Origin of the sequence: Pseudomonas persica (assembly GCF_900291015.1) — a bacterium.
Taxonomy (GTDB): domain Bacteria; phylum Pseudomonadota; class Gammaproteobacteria; order Pseudomonadales; family Pseudomonadaceae; genus Aquipseudomonas.
On record NZ_OLKL01000037.1, the window covers coordinates 13,410 to 29,374 of the forward strand.

Genomic DNA, 15,965 nt, shown 5'->3' on the forward strand with positions numbered 1-15,965 from the left:
TGTAGGAGCATGCCTTGAGGGCAATAGGTTCAGGCGCGCAACTGGTACCAGGTGGTCTTGAGCTGCGAATACTTGTCGAACGAATGCAGCGACAGGTCGCGGCCAAACCCGGACTGCCTGCCGCCGCCGAACGGCACCGTCACGTCCAGCGCATCGACCGTGTTCACCGACACAGTGCCGGCCTTCAACGCCCGCGCCACTCGATGCACCTGGTTGAAGTCATCGCTCCACAGCGACGCCGCCAGTCCATAGATGCTGTCGTTGGCCAGGCGTATGGCCTGCTCTTCACTGTCAAAGGCACTGACCGCCAGCACCGGCCCGAACACCTCCTCCCGCGCCAGGCTCATACGGCCATCGACACCGGCAAAAATGGTCGGTTCGATGTAATTGTCCGAACCGTCGATAGTCAGGCGCCGACCACCGCACACCAACCGCGCCCCATCGTGCCCGGCGCGGGCGATGGCGGCTTCGATCCGGCCAGTCTGCCCGGCATCGACAATCGCACCGGCCCGGCTCGCCGGGTCCAGCGGGTTGCCTGGCAGCCACTGGCGGGCCTTGGCCTGCAGGCGCTCGATGAACGCGTCATGGATGGAGCGCTGCACGTACAGCCGCGAGTTGGCCGAGCACACCTCGCCCTGGTTGAAGAAGATGCCGAATGCCGCCTTTTCCGCAGCCAGGTCCAGGTCCTGGCAGTTTTCGAACACCAGGTTGGGGCTCTTGCCACCACACTCCAGCCATACCTGCTTGAGGTTGGACTGTGCCGAGTACTGCATGAAGTACTTGCCCACCTGGGTAGAGCCGGTGAACACCAGGCAATCCACGTCCGGGTGCAAGCCCAGCGCCTGCCCGGCCTGCTCGCCCAGGCCCGGCACCACGTTCAGCACGCCTTCCGGCACACCGGCCTGCAGCGCCAGCTGGGCCAGACGCAGGGCTGAGAACGGGGATTGCTCGGCGGGCTTGAGCACCACGCTGTTGCCGGCAGCCAGCGCCGGGGCGAGCTTCCAGGCGGCCATGTCGAGCGGGAAGTTCCACGGCACCACGGCGGCGACCACGCCGAGGGCTTCGCGGGTGATGGTGGCCAGCGCGTTGGGCGCGGTGGGTGCCACCTGGTCGTACAATTTGTCCAGCGCCTCGCCGTACCAGGCGAACACCTGCGCCGAGCCCGGCACGTCGATGTTGTAAGCGTCCATGACCGGCTTGCCCATGTTCAGCGAGTCCAGCAGGGCCAGTTCTTCGCGATGGGCCATGATCAACTCGGCCAGGCGCAGCAGGACCTTCTTGCGCTCGCCGGGGGCCATGCGCGGCCATGGGCCTTGCTCGAAAGCCCTGCGGGCGCTGGCGACGGCCAGGTCGACCTCGGCCTGGCCGCAGGCGGCGACCTGTGCCAATACCTTGTTGCTGGCGGGGTTGATGGCGGCGAAGGTAGTGCCGTCCTGTGCGTTGACGGGTTTGCCGTCGATCAGTGCATTGGCCGGGAGGTAGAGGTCCGAGGCGCGTTGTTGCCAGAATTCGAGGGTGTACATGGGTACTCCAGGCGACCGTCGTGGCGGTCTCTGTTGCTTGTAAGATGCAGTGTCGATACAGCCCTGTGAGAGCGGGTCCATCGAGGCGTCGAACCGCCGCGAACACCGGCGAAGCCGGTGCCATGCACCGTGGCGCATTCTTCGCGGGTGAATCCGCTCCCGCAGGGGCTGCGGTGCGCTCGAAGATTTTTAGAGCTTGCCGACCAGCCGCGCCGTGCGGTCCACGGCAATCCGGGTCTTCTCCACCAGCTCATCCAGCTCGCTGTGGTTGGCGATCAGCGCCGGCGCCATGATCATCCGGCCCAGGGTGGAGCGAATGATCACCCCTTCCTCGAAACCAAAGGTTCGGCACTGCCAGGCCAGGTCGTTCTCGTTGGCGAAGCGCTTGCGCGTCGGCTTGTGCTCGGCAAACTGCAGCGCCGCCACCAGCCCGGCGCCCTGCACCTGGCCGATCAACGGGTGGTCGGCGAACACCTCACGCAGAATGCGCTGCAGGTATGGCCCGGTGTCGTCCTTCACCTGGCGCACGATGCCTTCGTCACGCAACGCTTTCAGGTTGGCGATGGCCACCGCCGCCGCCACCGGGTGGCCGGAATAGGTCAGGCCGTGGGCGAACACCCCGCCCCGCTCCACCAGCGCCTCGGCAATGCGCTTGCTCAGCACCAGCCCGCCCATGGGCACGTAGCCGCTGGTCAGGCCCTTGGCGATCGACAGGGTGTCGGGCTCGAAGCCGAAGTACTCATGGGCGAACCATTCGCCGGTGCGACCAAAGCCGCCGATCACTTCATCGGCGCACAGCAGCACGTCGTGCTGGCGGCAGATGCGCTGGATCTCGGGCCAGTAGCTTTCCGGCGGGAAGATCATGCCGCCCGCGCCCTGGAACGGCTCGGCGATAAAGCCGGCGACGTTCTCGGCACCCAGCTCAAGAATCTTTTCCTCCAGTTGCAGGGCGCAGCGGCGGCCGAATTCGGCCGGGGTCAGGTCGCCGTCCTCGGCGTACCAGTACGGTTCGTCGATGTGCGCCACATCCGGGATCAGCCCGCCCATTTCGTGCATGAACTTCATGCCACCCAGCGCCGTGGCGGCCAGGGTCGAGCCGTGGTAACCGTTCCAGCGGCCGATCATGATCTTCTTGTTCGGCTGGCCGACCACCTGCCAGTAACGGCGTACAGTACGGATCAGCACCTCGTTGGCCTCGGAGCCGGAGTTGGTGTAGATCGCGTGGCTGTAGTGCCCCGGCAGCAGGCTGAACAGCAGCTCGGACAGTTCGATCACCGCCGGGTGGGTGGTGTGGAAGAACATGTTGTAGTACGCCAGCTGGTCCATCTGCGCAGCAGCGGCAGCGGTCAGGTCGCGGCGGCCGTAGCCAAGCTGGGTGCACCACAGGCCGGACATGCCGTCCAGGTAGCGCTTGCCCTCGCTGTCCCACAGGTGCAGGCGTTCACCACCGACGATCACCCGCGGCCCTTCGGCGTTCAGCGCCTTCTGGTCGAGGAAGGCATGGATGTGGTGCGCGGCATCGGATGCCTGGTAGTCGCGGGTCTGGCGTTGCGGGGCGAAAGGCGCATTCATTGTTGGTTTTCCTTTGCGGTGGGTTGCAGGGCTGCTGGCGCTCAGCGCAGCTTGCCCATGTAGCTTTCCAGCGGGTCCTTGCCCAGCACGCCCTGGGCATTGGCCAGGGCGTCGATGAACAGGGAGAACAGCTCGGACTGGGTGCCGATGTCGAGCTTGGCGTAGACGTTCTTGCGGTGAGACTTGATGGTGTCCTCCGACACCCCCAGGCGCTCGGCCAGCGACTTGGTCGAGTGGCCACGCAATATCAGCTGGGCGATACGGCATTCACGCTCGGTCAGTAGCGAGCTGCCGAAGTTGTTCAGGGCCGCGTGGATGCGCTGCTCGAGGATGTTCTCGAAGCGCCCGGTGCGGCTGTCCAGCCCGGCGAAGTGCTTGCTGAGCACCGCCAGCACCCAGGGCGTGATACGCCCGAACAGCGCACGGGTTTGACCATCGAGCTTGTCGGTGAACGCCAGCGATACCGCCAGGCTTTGCCCGGGTGCGACCTGCAGGATGTAGTTGAGCTCATCCTCCAGGTGCGAGTGCCGGTAGAACGACTGGTAGTACTCGCTGAGCTCGAAATGGTCGGGCGCCACTTCGAACAGGCCGTAGCAACCGGACTCGACCTGCTCCACACAGGCGCCGTAGAACGGGTCGAGCAGGTAGAAGCCGGACAGGTAGCGGCTGACATTGCCTTCGGGCTGCCAGGGCGCCTTGTCATCCTGCTCGAACAGTGCGCAAGGCATGCCGTCGTGTGGGTACAGGTACACCGTGGTCGCCTGGATTGGCCGGATCACACCCAGTGCCGCAAACAGGTTGGCGGCAAAGCCCGGTCGGCCAATGGCCTCGGTGACCTTGGCCTGGTGCTCGAACCAACGTTGTGAAAGCAATTGATCAGTCACTGTGGGCCTGCCGTATGACGTAAGGCACCGCCGCCAGTGCGGTGCGTTGATGAGCAGATACTCCCATGGCATTGCGGCCACCGAAATCACCCTTTGGGGTGAGCGGCTGCAGCGCTTGCCCGGCTCACCCCAAAGGGTGATTCCGGGTACCTGCAGGGTATGGGAGCATCAACCCGCCCCAGCGCTGCGAGCCTTTCGCTCAACCTCCTTGCACAACGCCCACCGGTAGCGAGCCTGCTCGCCTGCCGCGGTGTCCTGCATCCCTTTTCAGGAGTTAGCAATGCATACAACAACAAGTACAGCCCAAAGCCCTGCACATAGCCCCGCCCCGCATGCACCTTCGCAACCCGGCGCCAACACCGGCTGCTTCCGCAAGTCCATGGGGATGACCGCCCTGGTGCTGTTCGGCCTTGCCTACATGGTGCCGCTGGCCGTGTTCACCACCTACGGCCTGGTCACCCAGATGACCAAAGGGCACCTGCCCACCGCCTACCTGCTGACCCTCGCCGCCATGCTGCTGACCGCCTACAGCTACGGCCGCATGGTCCAGGCCCACCCCTACTCCGGCTCGGTCTACACCTACACGCGCAAGGCCTTCGGCAGCCACATCGGCTTCATCGCCGGCTGGACCCTGCTGCTCGACTACATCTTCCTGCCGCTGCTCAGCTACCTGCTGATCGGCATCTACATGTCGGAATACTTCCCGGCCATCCACGCCTGGGTGTGGGTGGCGGGCTCCATTGCCCTGGTCACCTTCCTCAACCTGATCGGCATCGAGTCGATCACCCGGGTCAACTGGATCCTGGTGGTGGTGCAACTGGTGTTCATCATCGTCTTCGTCACCTTGTCCATCCACAACCTCAGCGGGCAGGCGCAGCCGCTGTCGCTGCTGGCGCCCTTCCACCACGAAGGTTTCAGCGTGCCGTTGATCATGACCGGTGCCGCCGTGCTGTGCCTGTCGTTTCTGGGCTTCGATGCGGTGTCGACCATGGCCGAGGAAACCAGCAACCCGACCTACCGCATTCCGGTGGCGATCCTCGCCGTGTCACTGATCGGTGGCCTGTTGTTCCTGGTGGTGTCGTACTGCGCACAGATGGTGTTCCCTGACTGGGGCAGCTTCGCCGACCCGGACTCGGCGTCGGTGGACGTCATGCGCCGGGTCGGCGGCGAGCTGCTGGTGACCGCCTTCACCGCCACCTATGTGGCCGGCTGCTTCGCCTCGGCCATGGTGTCCCAGGCCAGCGTATCGCGGGTGCTGTTCGCCATGGGCCGCGACGGTGCGTTACCCCGGGCGTTCGGCCAGCTGGTGACGAAAAAGCGCGTACCGGCCACCGCCATCCTGGTAGTCAGCCTGCTGTCGCTGCTGGCCTTGGCGATCACCCTCGACACGGTGGCCAACATGATCAGCTTTGGCGCACTGTTCGCCTTCTCGGCGGTGAACCTGGCCGTGGTCAAGCACTACCTGATCGACCACAAGCTGCGTGGTGGTCGCAACTACCTGCTGTATGGCGCCATCCCCGGCCTGGGCTTCCTCAGCACGCTGTGGCTATGGAGCAGCCTGACCAGCCTGTCGTTCACCATCGGTTTGTGCTGGATGGGCATGGGCCTTGTGGTGCTGCTGGGGCTGACCCGGGCGTTTCGGGTGAAGTTGCCAGAGTTGCAGATGGCCGAGTGAGCCACGCTTGCGTGGTCCTTGTGTGCGGGTTTACCCACGAAGCTGGCGACGCGATGGATGGCACCGTCTATGCCGGTGTTCGCGGGTAAACCCGCTCCCACAGGGGCCGCACAGTGCTTGAGTTCTGTGCAGTACCTGTGGGAGCGGGCGTGCCCGCGAAGAAGCCAGCACCGGACCATCAGCCATGTATACAATTCTCAAAAACCTTGCTTACAATGCCCTGCGCCTATGACATCGGTAATCGCCGATGCGTATTGCGACAGGCTTAAGCCATGTCATCTACACATGCTCCAAAAACACTATTGGTCAAAAACGCCGAACTGCTGGTCACCATGGACGGCAAACGCCGCGAGATCAGGAACGGCGGAATGTTCATCGAAGGCAACCTGATCCGTCAGGTCGGCCCCAGCGATACCCTGCCGCAGCACGCCGACGTGGTGCTGGACATGGCCGGCAAAGTGCTCATCCCTGGCCTGGTCAACACCCACCACCATATGTACCAAAGCCTCACCCGCGTGGTACCGGCGGCCCAGGACGGCGAGCTGTTCAACTGGCTGACCAACCTGTACCCGATCTGGGCGCGCCTGACCCCCGAGATGATCGCGGTGTCGACGCAGACCGCCATGGCCGAACTGATCCTGTCCGGCTGCACCACCTCCAGCGACCACCTGTACATCTACCCCAACGGCTGCAAGCTCGACGACAGCATCCATGCCGCCGACGAGATCGGCATGCGCTTCCACGCCGCACGCGGCAGCATGAGCGTGGGCCGCAGCCAGGGAGGTCTGCCGCCTGATTCGGTAGTGGAAAAGGAAGCCGACATCCTCAAGGAGTCCCAGCGCCTGATCGAGGACTACCACGACGCCAGCCACGGCTCGATGCGCCGCATCGTGGTGGCGCCCTGCTCGCCGTTCTCGGTCAGCCGCGACCTGATGCGCGAAGCAGCCGTGCTGGCACGCCAGTACGGGGTGTCGTTGCACACCCACCTGGCCGAGAACGTCAACGACATCGCCTACAGCCGCGAGAAGTTCGGCATGACCCCCGCCGAATATGCCGAAGACCTCGGCTGGGTCGGCCACGACGTGTGGCACGCCCACTGCGTGCAACTCGACCAGCATGGCATCGAGCTGTTCGCCCGCACCGGCACCGGTGTCGCCCACTGCCCATGCTCGAACATGCGCCTGGCCTCGGGCATCGCCCCGGTGCGCAAGATGCGCGACCATGGGGTCCCGGTGGGCCTGGGGGTCGACGGTTCGGCATCCAACGACGGCGCCAGCATGATCGGTGAAGTGCGCCAGGCCCTGTTGCTGCAACGGGTGGGCTTCGGTCCCGACGCGATGACCGCACGCGAGGCGCTGGAAATTGCAACACTCGGCGGCGCCAAGGTGCTCAACCGCAATGACATCGGCGCCCTGGCCCCAGGCATGGTGGCCGACTTCGTCGCCTTCGACCTCGGCCACGTGGCCTACGCCGGTGGCCACCACGACCCGCTGGCAGCACTGGTGTTCTGCACCCCGACCCAGGTGCACACCAGCGTCATCAATGGCCGTGTGGTAGTGAAGGATGGCCAGCTGGTCACGGTCGACCTGCCACGGGTGCTGGAGCGCCACAACCAGTTGGCACGCCAGTTGGTCTGCGGCGAATAAGCCGCCATTCGGGCCGCCTTGCGGCCCATCGCCGGCAAGCCGGCTCCCACAGGGTACGCGGAGCGCTTGCGAATTCAGTTCTTTACGCGACAGCGCAGCCCAAAAGGCCAGGACATTTTGCGAAATCAGAAGACCATGACCATTTCATGCCAGGCCATGCCGCCGTGGTCCGACGGCGACGGTTTCACATACTGATACCCCAGCTTCTGGTACAACGCCACATGCTGCTCCTTGCACATCAGGTGAATAGTCAGCTTGCCCGCCGCCTTCATGCGGGCGATGAATTCATCCATCAACTGCTTGGCGTAGCCTTTGCCCTGGTGCGCCGGGTCCACCACCACCGACATGATCACCACGTTTGGCGCCGCCGGGTCGTGCCCGATCAACTCCTTGAATGCCTCGTCGGACATCACCACTTGGTGGGCACAGCCGCTGTTGATGAATCCGATGATCTCGCCCGCGTTTTCCAATACCAGGAAGCCTTGCGGATACTGCGCGATGCGGGTGCGGATCTTCTCCAGCGTGGCCGCCTCATCGCCTTCATAGGCACCGATTTCGATGGCGTAGCAACGTTCGGCGTCAGCGATAGTGGGGGTGCGGAACTGAGGGGCGCGCATGGCGGGTTTCCTTGGCAATGGCTAAAAACTGCCGCCATGGTAAATGAGCGCCGCCACTGGCGCGAAGGGGGGGCGCAGAGCGCCCCCGGAAAACACTGCTACTTCAAGTCAAAACGGTCCAGTTCCATCACTTTCTGCCAGGCCGCCACAAAGTCGCGCACGAACTTGTCACCGCCATCAGCGCTGCCATATACCTCACTCAACGCCCGCAACTGGGCATGGGAACCGAACACCAGGTCAACCCGGCTACCGGTCCACTTCACCTGCCCGCTCTTGCGATCGCGGGCTTCGAAGGTTTCGTTATCCGCCGAGGTCGGCTTCCACTCCACGCCCATGTCCAGCAGGTTGCGGAAGAAGTCGTTGCTCAGGGTACCGACCTTGTCGGTGAACACGCCCTGCTGGCTGCCGCCATGGTTGGCGCCGAGCACACGCAGGCCGCCGATCAGCACGGTCATTTCAGGCGCGGTGAGGGTCAACAGCTGGGCCTTGTCCAGCAGCAGCTTCTCGGCCTTGACGCTGTAGCGGGCCTTGGTGAAGTTGCGAAAGCCATCGGCCAGTGGTTCCAGCACGGCGAACGATTCGACGTCGGTCTGCGCCTGGGAGGCATCGGTACGCCCCGGGCGGAACGCCACGCTGAGGTTGTGCCCGGCGTCCTTGGCAGCCTTTTCCACTGCGGCGGCACCGGCGAGAACGATCAGGTCGGCCAGGGAGATTTTCTTGCCACCGGCATTGAACTCGGCCTGGATCTGCTCAAGGGCCGCCAGCACCTTGCCCGTGCCCTGATTCGCCGGCCAGTCCTTCTGCGGCGCCAGGCGCAGGCGACCACCGTTGGCCCCACCACGCTTGTCCGAGCCGCGGAAGGTCGACGCCGCCGCCCAGGCGGTGGCCACCAGCTCGCCAACGCTCAGGCCCGACGCCAGCACCTTGGCCTTGAGCGCGGCAATGTCCTGCTCGCCCACCAGCGGGTGGTCGACTTTTGGCAACGGGTCTTGCCACAGCAGCTCTTCGTTGGGCATTTCCGGGCCCAGATAGCGCGCCAATGGGCCCATGTCGCGGTGGATCAGCTTGTACCAGGCGCGGGCGAAGGCGTCCGCCAACTGGTCAGGGTTGTCCTTGAAACGACGGGCAATCGGCTCGTAGATCGGGTCGAAGCGCAGCGCCAGGTCGGAGGTGAGCATCGAAGGCGCGTGGCTCTTGCCCGGGTCGTGAGCGTCCGGCACGCTACCCACGCCTTTGCCGTCCTTTGGCCGCCACTGGTGGGCACCGGCCGGGCTCTTGGTCAGCTCCCAGTCATAGTTGAACAGGTTGTTGAGGTACTCGTTGCTCCACTGGGTGGGGGTCGAGGTCCAGATCACTTCCAGGCCGCTGGTAATGGCATCGCCGCCCTTGCCGCTGCCGTACTTGTTGGCCCAACCCAGGCCCTGCAGCTCCAGGCCCGCAGCCTCAGGCTCGGGGCCGACGTTGTCGGCGGGGCCAGCGCCATGGGTCTTGCCGAAGGCGTGGCCGCCGGCAATCAGGGCCACGGTTTCTTCATCGTTCATGGCCATGCGGCCGAAGGTGTCACGGATGTCCTTGCCCGAAGCCACCGGGTCGGGATTGCCTTCCGGGCCTTCCGGGTTTACGTAGATCAGGCCCATCTGCACGGCAGCCAGCGGGTTTTCCAGGTTACGGCCCTGTTCCTCCGGACGCTTGGCCGGCTCCGCCACCAGGTCGCCCTGGCCGGGCGGCTGGGCCTTGCCGTAGCGGGTGTCACCGCCCAGCCAGACCTTTTCCGAACCCCAGTACACATCTTCATCCGGCTCCCACACGTCGGCACGCCCGCCGGAGAAGCCGAAGGTCTTGAAGCCCATGGATTCGAGGGCGACGTTGCCGGTGAGTACGATCAGGTCGGCCCAGGAGATCTTGTTGCCGTACTTCTGCTTGATCGGCCACAGCAGGCGCCGGGCCTTGTCCAGGCTGACGTTGTCCGGCCAGCTGTTGAGCGGAGCGAAGCGCTGCTGCCCAGAGCCTGCACCACCCCGGCCATCGCCAATACGGTAGGTCCCGGCGCTGTGCCAGGCCATGCGGATGAACAGCGGGCCGTAGTGGCCGAAGTCGGCGGGCCACCAGTCCTGGGAGTCGGTCATCAAGGCGGTCAGGTCTTTCTTCAGGGCCTGGAAGTCGAGGCTCTTGAACGCCTTGGCATAGTCGAACCCCGGGTCCATCGGGTCGGACTTGGAGGAATGTTGGTGAAGAATTCTCAGGTTGAGCTGGTCAGGCCACCAGTCACGGTTGGTGGTGCCGCCACCTGCGGTTTGATGGAACGGGCATTTCGATTCGTTCGACATCTGCGGGTACCTTTGGGTCGGTTATCCAGATTTCCGGTCTATGCCAAGTGTTCTTTCAGCCGAGCGCGTGGGCTCGTGCTCCCCCTCATCAGGTCTACACGGGGCTTGCGAAGCTGTCACGACGGGGTTGGCGCAGTCTTGCACCCAGGTGCTGACATGCCGCCCACTCAAGGAATTCGCGGGGCCAGGGGAAAGACTAGCCGAGCTTGGGCAGAGTTCTAATAGAGTGGCTATTGAGGGGTGATAGGCTGGCTCTGTCAGCTTTCCTGTGCCGACCTCTTCGCGGGCACATCCATACAAGGCAACCAGGCCACCCACATGCTTCAATACACCGCCAAGCCCTCTATTCCGGAACCCGCCCCTCATGAACCGCAACGACCTGCGCCGCGTCGACATGAACCTGCTGGTACTGTTCGAAGCCCTGATGATCGAACGCAACCTGACCCGGGTAGGCGAAAAGCTGTTCATCACCCAATCCACCGTCAGCGCCGCCCTCGCCCGCCTGCGTGAACTGTTCGACGACCCGCTGCTGATCCGCAACGGCCGGGCCATGGAGCCCACGCCACGGGCCATGCAGATCTTTGCCGAGCTGGGGCCGGCCATGGACGTGATTTCCGCCGCCATCAGCCGCGCCCGTGAGTTCGACCCGGCCAACAGCTGCAACGTGTTCCGCCTGGGCCTGTCGGACGATGCCGAATTCGGCCTGTTCCCTGCCCTGCTGCAGGCCCTGCGCGAAGAGGCCCCGGACATCAGCGTGGTGGTGCGCCGGGCCAACTTCCTGCTGATGCCGGGGCTGCTGGCCAGCGGCGAGATCTCGGTGGGCGTGAGCTACACCACAGACCTGCCAGCCACCGCCAAGCGTCGCAAACTGCGCGACATCGGCGTGCGGGTGCTGCGCGCCGATGACCGCCCGGGCCCGCTGACCCTCGACGAATACTGCGCCCGCCCGCATGTGATGGTGTCGTTCTCCGGCGACATGAGCGGCAATATCGACCTCGACCTGGCGCGCATCGGCCGCTGCCGCAAGGTGGTGCTGGCGGTGCCGCAGTTCGGCAGCTTGCGCGCCTTGCTGCGCAGCACCGAGATGATCGCCACGGTACCGGACTACGCCGCCTGCGCCCTGGCCGACGACGGCAGCCTGCGTGCCGACCCGGCGCCGTTCGAAATCACCGAAGCCGAACTGTCGATGGTCTGGAGCGGCGCCCAGGACAACGACCCGGCCGAGCGCTGGCTGCGCGAACGCATCCTGCAGTTCATGGCCACGCAGTGATTCATCGACCTCTGAAGGGTCGCGTTTGAAGGCCCTTTCGCGGGTAAACCCACAGGTCCAGCACCCTGCCCGAGGACTGCGCTGTACCTGTGAGAGCGGGCTCACCCGCGAAGAGGCCGCTACAGGTTGTCACTTGCCCCGCTGCATCCACGCCGCCCCCAGCCCACTCAGGCAGATCACCGAAATACCCACCAGGCTCAGGGTATCCGGCACCTGGCTGTAGACGACCAACCCAAGCAACCCGGCAAACACGATCTGGCAATAGCTGAACGGTGCCAGCAACGCCGGTGCCGCATGGCGGAAGGCCTGGGTCAGCAGCAGGTGCGCCGTCATGCCAAAGCCGCCCAGCGCCAGCATCAGCAGCGCATGGTCCCAGCGCGGCATCTCCCAGAAGAACGGCACCAGCGCACTCATCGCCAGGGTGTTGCACAACCCCGCATAGAAGTTGCTGGTGGTCGGGCTGTCATGCGCAGCCAGGATACGCGTCAACAATTGATAGAAGCAGAAGCCCAGCGCCGAACCGAACGGATACAGGATGGCCGGGGTGAACATCGCCCCGCCCGGGTGCACCACCACCAGCACGCCGATGAACCCCATCACCACCGCCAGCCACTGCCCCACCGTCACCCGCTCCTTCAGCAGCGGCGCCGACAACGCGGTGACCAGCACCGGGGCAAGGAAGTTGACCGCCGTGGCCTCGGCCAGCGGCAGGTACTGCAAGCCACTGGTGAACAGCAGGCTGGTACTCAGCAGGCTCAAGGCACGTAACGTCTGCAACAACGGCCGGCGGGTACGCAGCACATTGAGGCCGGCCTTGGGCAGGAAGATGCCAGCCATCAGCAGCGTGTGCACCACATACCGCGCCCACACCACCATGATGATCGGGTACAGACCGCCGAGGAACTTGGACAGGGCATCGTGGCTGGCGAACAGGAACGTCGCCACCACCACCAGGGCGATGCCGCGCAGGGGTTGGTTGACTCCGGACAGCGGTGTGCTGGAACTCATGGCACTCTCGATGACGGCGCGGCTGGATGCGGCGCCCAAGGAAGGCCGCGCAGGCGTTGCCCGGCGGATGCAACAGCTCGGATTCTAGAAGAGATGCCGAAGAATAAGGAAGTTCAATCGCCGCTTGTGCAGGCCAACTGCAATTTCTGTTCGCTGATCGACCACTTTCCACGCCGCGCGCAGCTCACAAAGGCCCCCTTCAAAGGGCGCACGAAGGCTGGCAATCCCTCAATGGCGGGCGCCAGTCACCAGGAAATTGAGCAAGCCCGGTTCGTCATCCAGGGCGATTGCCTGCACCGGGCGCGACAGCTCGGCCAACACGGCATTGCAGAAGGCTACAGCAGGTGCGTCCTGTGCGTAACAACGCAACAGCCAGTCGCCCGCGCCGCCCAGCAACTGCAACGCCACCGCCCGGCCGATGCCCTGACGGCGGTACTTTTTAAGGATGAACAGATCGGCCAGCTCGAGCGCGTCGATGCCCGGCAGCTCGCTGCGTTCAACCAGCACGAAGCCGGCAATGAAGCCGTCTGCCAGCACCAGGTACGCGCCCCAGCCACCGGCCAGCCAGTAACGTTGCAGGTGCTCGTCATGGATATAGAAGCGGCCGTCCACTTCGACGTCTTCCTGCTCCCAGTCGGAGGATTCGTAGGCGTAGAACTGGTAGAGGTTGCGAATCAGCGGGGCCTGGTCGGCGGTGGTTGCCAGCAGTTCGATAGGCGGCATGGTGGTGGGCTCGGGAAAAAGGCGGATTCTAGATCACCAGCCCCGGGCAGTAAAAAGCCCGGGCCCTCCCCGCACGGAAAGGCCCAGGCAAAAACCAGTCGTTGATTGGCAAGGGACCCTGTGGGAGCGGGCACGCCCGCTCCCACAGGTATCCCTTCAGGGCTCAGCTGTTTTGCAATGCGCGCGGGCGGTGACTGCGCGCCTCGGCGTCTGGCGCCTTGGCCGCCTGCAGGTGAAAGTCGAACGCCAGCTCGGCAAAGCGCTCGCCCTGTACGCCGCGGTCACGCGCCGCCGCGGCATCCTCGACAAAGCGCAGCTCGCCGATCAGCCCGTCACGGGTGGCATAGGCAAAGTCATCCCACAGGTATTGGTCGCCGGCAAAGTTTATCTGCGTGGTCAGGTGGCGGTGCCCCGGCGCCGAGATGAAGAAGTGCACGTGCGCAGGGCGCTGGCCGTGGCGGCCGAGCAGGTCCAGGCACTCCTGGGTTGGCCCCTGCGGATCGCAGCCGTACCCCGACGGCACGATGGAACGCGCGCGGTAGCGCCCTTCGGCATCGGTGATGATGCGCCGGCGCAGGTTGTACTCGGACTGGCTCGAGTCGAAGTACGAATAGGTGCCTTGGGTGTTGGCGTGCCACAGGTCGACCGTGGCACCGGCCAACGGCTTGCCGTCGGCATCGAACACCTGGCCCTGGAGGAACATCACCACGCCCGGGTCGCTGCCGTCGTCCATGCGCGCTTCGCCTTGCGCCAGCGGCGCCCCCGCCACATACAGCGGGCCTTCGATGGTGCGCGGGGTACCGCCGCTCAGCCCGGCCGCGGCGTCCTTGGCGTCCTGCAGCAGGTCGAGGAAGTGCTCGATACCCAGGCCCGCTGCCAACAGGCCGGCTTCGTTACGGCCACCCAGGCGATTGAGGTAGTCGACGGCATGCCAGAACTCGTCCTCGCTGATTTCCAGGTCTTCGACCAGGCGTGCAGTGTCCTGCAGCACACGCAGGATGATCTGCTTGAAGCGTGGGTTGCCTTCGGCATGACCCAGGCCGGCCACTTCCTTGAAGAACGCCTGAACATCGGCAGTATGGGAAATTTTCACGGTCATCGTGCTTACCTCATCTTGTTCTTGTCAGGTAGACAGGTGCGACTCAACGGTCGTCGCTGTGGATCGACGAGGGGTGCCGGCACAGGCCGTTGACCTCGATGTCCATGTACGGGAACAGCGGCAACTGCATCAGGGTGTCGTGCAGCGCCTCGACGCTGGGCACATCGAACACGCTGTAGTTGGCGTAGTGCCCGGCAATGCGCCACAGGTGGCGCCAGGTGCCTTCGCGCTGCAGGCGCTGGGCCAGCTGCTTTTCGTCGGCCTTGAGCCGGGCGGCCTTGGCCGGGTCCATGTCGACCGGCAGTTTCACGGTCATCTTCACGTGGAACAGCATGGGAGGTCTCCTTGCATATGACTGGATCGTTTATCTGGCAGGGTCACTGTGGGAGCGGGTTTACCCGCGAACACGGGCGAAGCCCGTGCCATCCACCGCGTCGTCTGCTTCGCGGCTAAAGCCGCTCCCACAGGGGTTGTGTGTTCTTTCAGCCAGCGTGACTCAACGGCGGGCGAAGCGCGCCAGATGCTGTTCGTCCAGGGTCAGGCCCAGGCCTGGGGTGCGGGGAATGTGCAGCTGGAAGTCGCGATACTGCGGCGGCTCGTTGACGATTTCTTCGGTCAGCAGTAGCGGCCCGAACAGCTCGGTGCCCCAGGTGAGCTGGCGCAGGGTCAGGAAGGCATGAGCCGAGGCCAGGGTGCCGATCGAGCCTTCGAGCATGGTCCCGCCATACAAGGCGATGCCGGCAGCCTCGGCAATTTGCGCGGTGCGCAATACGGCGCGGGGGCCGCCGTTCTTGGCAATTTTCAGGGCAAAGATGCTGGCCGCGCCGTCGGCGGCCAGGCTGAAGGCATCCTCGACGCTTTCGATCGACTCGTCGGCCATGATCGGCGCCGGGCTGCGCTGGTTCAGGCGCACCTGGCCGCCGCGGTTGATGCGCGAAATCGGTTGTTCGATCAGGTCGATGCCGCTGTCACCGAGTACCTGGCAGGCGCGCAAGGCCTGGGACTCGTCCCAGTACTGGTTGACGTCGACGCGCACGCTGGCGCTTTCGCCCAGTTCGCGCTTGATCGCCACGACGTGCTTGAGGTCCTGCTCCACCGGGTTGGCGCCGATCTTCAGCTTGAACACTCGGTGACGTCGGATTTCCAGCATGTGCTGGGCTTCGGCGATATCACGCGCGGTGTCGCCGCTGGCCAAGGTCCAGGCCACTTCCAGGCTGTCGCGCACGCGGCCGCCCAGCAGTTCACTGACCGGCAGGCCCAGGCGCTTGCCCTGGGCGTCGAGCAAGGCACTTTCGATACCCGACTTGGCAAAGGTGTTGCCCTTGGCCAGCTTGTCCAGCTTGAGCATGGCGGCGTTGATGTTGTCTGCCGGCTGGCCGATCAGCGCCGGCGCCAGGTGCGCATCGATATTCGCCTTGATGCCCTCGGGGCTTTCGTAGCCATAGGCCAGGCCGCCGATGGTGGTCGCCTCGCCGATGCCTTCCACGCCATCGCTGCAGCGAACACGCAATACCACCAGGGTCTGCTGCTGCATGGTGTGCATCGCCAGCTTGTGCGGGCGAATGGTCGGCAGGTCGACGATAATTGCCTCGATACGTTCAATCAGCGCGCTTGTCATTCT

Annotated in this window: 13 protein-coding genes; 3 read left to right on the forward strand and 10 right to left on the reverse strand. The window is 64.6% G+C overall.

Annotation, left to right across the window (positions count from 1 at the left end):
- Positions 1-29: 29 nt before the first annotated feature.
- From FQ664_RS17750 to FQ664_RS17765, 3 genes are all read right to left on the reverse strand, one after another.
- Positions 30-1,523, reverse strand: a complete 1,494-nt coding sequence (locus tag FQ664_RS17750) for an aldehyde dehydrogenase (RefSeq protein WP_144173742.1) — start codon at positions 1,521-1,523, stop codon at positions 30-32.
- Between the two features lie 189 nt (positions 1,524-1,712).
- A complete protein-coding gene (locus FQ664_RS17760) occupies positions 1,713-3,095 on the reverse strand; it encodes an aspartate aminotransferase family protein (protein WP_144173744.1) in 1,383 nt (460 codons plus the stop codon).
- Between the two features lie 41 nt (positions 3,096-3,136).
- Positions 3,137-3,979, reverse strand: a complete 843-nt coding sequence (locus FQ664_RS17765; protein WP_144173745.1) for a helix-turn-helix transcriptional regulator — start codon at positions 3,977-3,979, stop codon at positions 3,137-3,139.
- Between the two features lie 280 nt (positions 3,980-4,259).
- Here FQ664_RS17765 and FQ664_RS17770 point away from each other — a divergent pair, with 280 nt between their 5' ends.
- Together FQ664_RS17770 and FQ664_RS17780 are read left to right on the forward strand one after the other, a co-directional pair.
- Positions 4,260-5,654, forward strand: coding sequence for an APC family permease (locus FQ664_RS17770; RefSeq protein ID WP_144173746.1), 1,395 nt, complete (start codon positions 4,260-4,262; stop codon positions 5,652-5,654).
- A gap of 272 nt (positions 5,655-5,926) precedes the next feature.
- Positions 5,927-7,300 carry an 8-oxoguanine deaminase gene (locus FQ664_RS17780; protein WP_144173747.1) on the forward strand — a complete coding sequence of 458 codons (1,374 nt, stop codon included), beginning with the start codon at positions 5,927-5,929 and terminating at the stop codon, positions 7,298-7,300.
- A 125-nt stretch (positions 7,301-7,425) separates the two neighbouring features.
- Here FQ664_RS17780 and FQ664_RS17785 read toward each other — a convergent pair whose 3' ends face one another.
- Both FQ664_RS17785 and katG read right to left on the reverse strand, forming a co-directional pair.
- Complete coding sequence (locus tag FQ664_RS17785; RefSeq protein WP_144173748.1) at positions 7,426-7,917, reverse strand: GNAT family N-acetyltransferase; 492 nt, start codon at positions 7,915-7,917, stop codon at positions 7,426-7,428.
- A gap of 98 nt (positions 7,918-8,015) precedes the next feature.
- The gene (gene katG / locus FQ664_RS17790; RefSeq protein ID WP_144173749.1) at positions 8,016-10,244 is read right to left on the reverse strand and encodes a catalase/peroxidase HPI; all 2,229 of its coding nucleotides are present in this window, start codon (positions 10,242-10,244) and stop codon (positions 8,016-8,018) included.
- A gap of 364 nt (positions 10,245-10,608) precedes the next feature.
- On the opposite strand from katG, the gene FQ664_RS17795 reads away from it, so the two are divergent.
- Positions 10,609-11,514, forward strand: a complete 906-nt coding sequence (locus tag FQ664_RS17795; protein ID WP_144173751.1) for a LysR family transcriptional regulator — start codon at positions 10,609-10,611, stop codon at positions 11,512-11,514.
- 129 nt (positions 11,515-11,643) lie between these two features.
- Here FQ664_RS17795 and FQ664_RS17800 read toward each other — a convergent pair whose 3' ends face one another.
- The 5 genes from FQ664_RS17800 to FQ664_RS17825 all read right to left on the reverse strand — a co-directional run bounded on the left by FQ664_RS17800 (position 11,644) and on the right by FQ664_RS17825 (position 15,962).
- On the reverse strand, positions 11,644-12,522 hold the full coding sequence (locus FQ664_RS17800; RefSeq protein WP_144173752.1) for a DMT family transporter: 879 nt from the start codon (positions 12,520-12,522) through the stop codon (positions 11,644-11,646).
- 228 nt (positions 12,523-12,750) lie between these two features.
- Positions 12,751-13,245: a GNAT family N-acetyltransferase gene (locus FQ664_RS17805; protein WP_144173753.1), complete on the reverse strand. Its 495-nt coding sequence runs from the start codon at positions 13,243-13,245 to the stop codon at positions 12,751-12,753.
- A gap of 163 nt (positions 13,246-13,408) precedes the next feature.
- Entirely contained in the window at positions 13,409-14,344 is a 936-nt protein-coding gene (catA, locus tag FQ664_RS17810; protein ID WP_144173754.1) for a catechol 1,2-dioxygenase, read from the reverse strand.
- A gap of 43 nt (positions 14,345-14,387) precedes the next feature.
- Positions 14,388-14,678, reverse strand: coding sequence for a muconolactone Delta-isomerase (gene catC, locus FQ664_RS17815; RefSeq protein ID WP_144173755.1), 291 nt, complete (start codon positions 14,676-14,678; stop codon positions 14,388-14,390).
- A 162-nt stretch (positions 14,679-14,840) separates the two neighbouring features.
- Positions 14,841-15,962 carry a muconate cycloisomerase family protein gene (locus FQ664_RS17825; protein WP_144173757.1) on the reverse strand — a complete coding sequence of 374 codons (1,122 nt, stop codon included), beginning with the start codon at positions 15,960-15,962 and terminating at the stop codon, positions 14,841-14,843.
- Positions 15,963-15,965 lie beyond the last annotated feature (3 nt).

Coding starts and splice junctions, on each gene's coding strand:
- FQ664_RS17795 (WP_144173751.1), top strand. CDS start 10,609: ATGAACCGCAACGACCTGCGCCGCGTCGACATGAACCTGCTGGTACTG.
- FQ664_RS17825 (WP_144173757.1), bottom strand. CDS start 15,962: ATGACAAGCGCGCTGATTGAACGTATCGAGGCAATTATCGTCGACCTG.
- FQ664_RS17750 (WP_144173742.1), bottom strand. CDS start 1,523: ATGTACACCCTCGAATTCTGGCAACAACGCGCCTCGGACCTCTACCTC.
- FQ664_RS17780 (WP_144173747.1), top strand. CDS start 5,927: ATGTCATCTACACATGCTCCAAAAACACTATTGGTCAAAAACGCCGAA.
- FQ664_RS17805 (WP_144173753.1), bottom strand. CDS start 13,245: ATGCCGCCTATCGAACTGCTGGCAACCACCGCCGACCAGGCCCCGCTG.
- FQ664_RS17770 (WP_144173746.1), top strand. CDS start 4,260: ATGCATACAACAACAAGTACAGCCCAAAGCCCTGCACATAGCCCCGCC.
- katG (WP_144173749.1), bottom strand. CDS start 10,244: ATGTCGAACGAATCGAAATGCCCGTTCCATCAAACCGCAGGTGGCGGC.
- FQ664_RS17800 (WP_144173752.1), bottom strand. CDS start 12,522: ATGAGTTCCAGCACACCGCTGTCCGGAGTCAACCAACCCCTGCGCGGC.
- catC (WP_144173755.1), bottom strand. CDS start 14,678: ATGCTGTTCCACGTGAAGATGACCGTGAAACTGCCGGTCGACATGGAC.
- FQ664_RS17785 (WP_144173748.1), bottom strand. CDS start 7,917: ATGCGCGCCCCTCAGTTCCGCACCCCCACTATCGCTGACGCCGAACGT.
- catA (WP_144173754.1), bottom strand. CDS start 14,344: ATGACCGTGAAAATTTCCCATACTGCCGATGTTCAGGCGTTCTTCAAG.
- FQ664_RS17760 (WP_144173744.1), bottom strand. CDS start 3,095: ATGAATGCGCCTTTCGCCCCGCAACGCCAGACCCGCGACTACCAGGCA.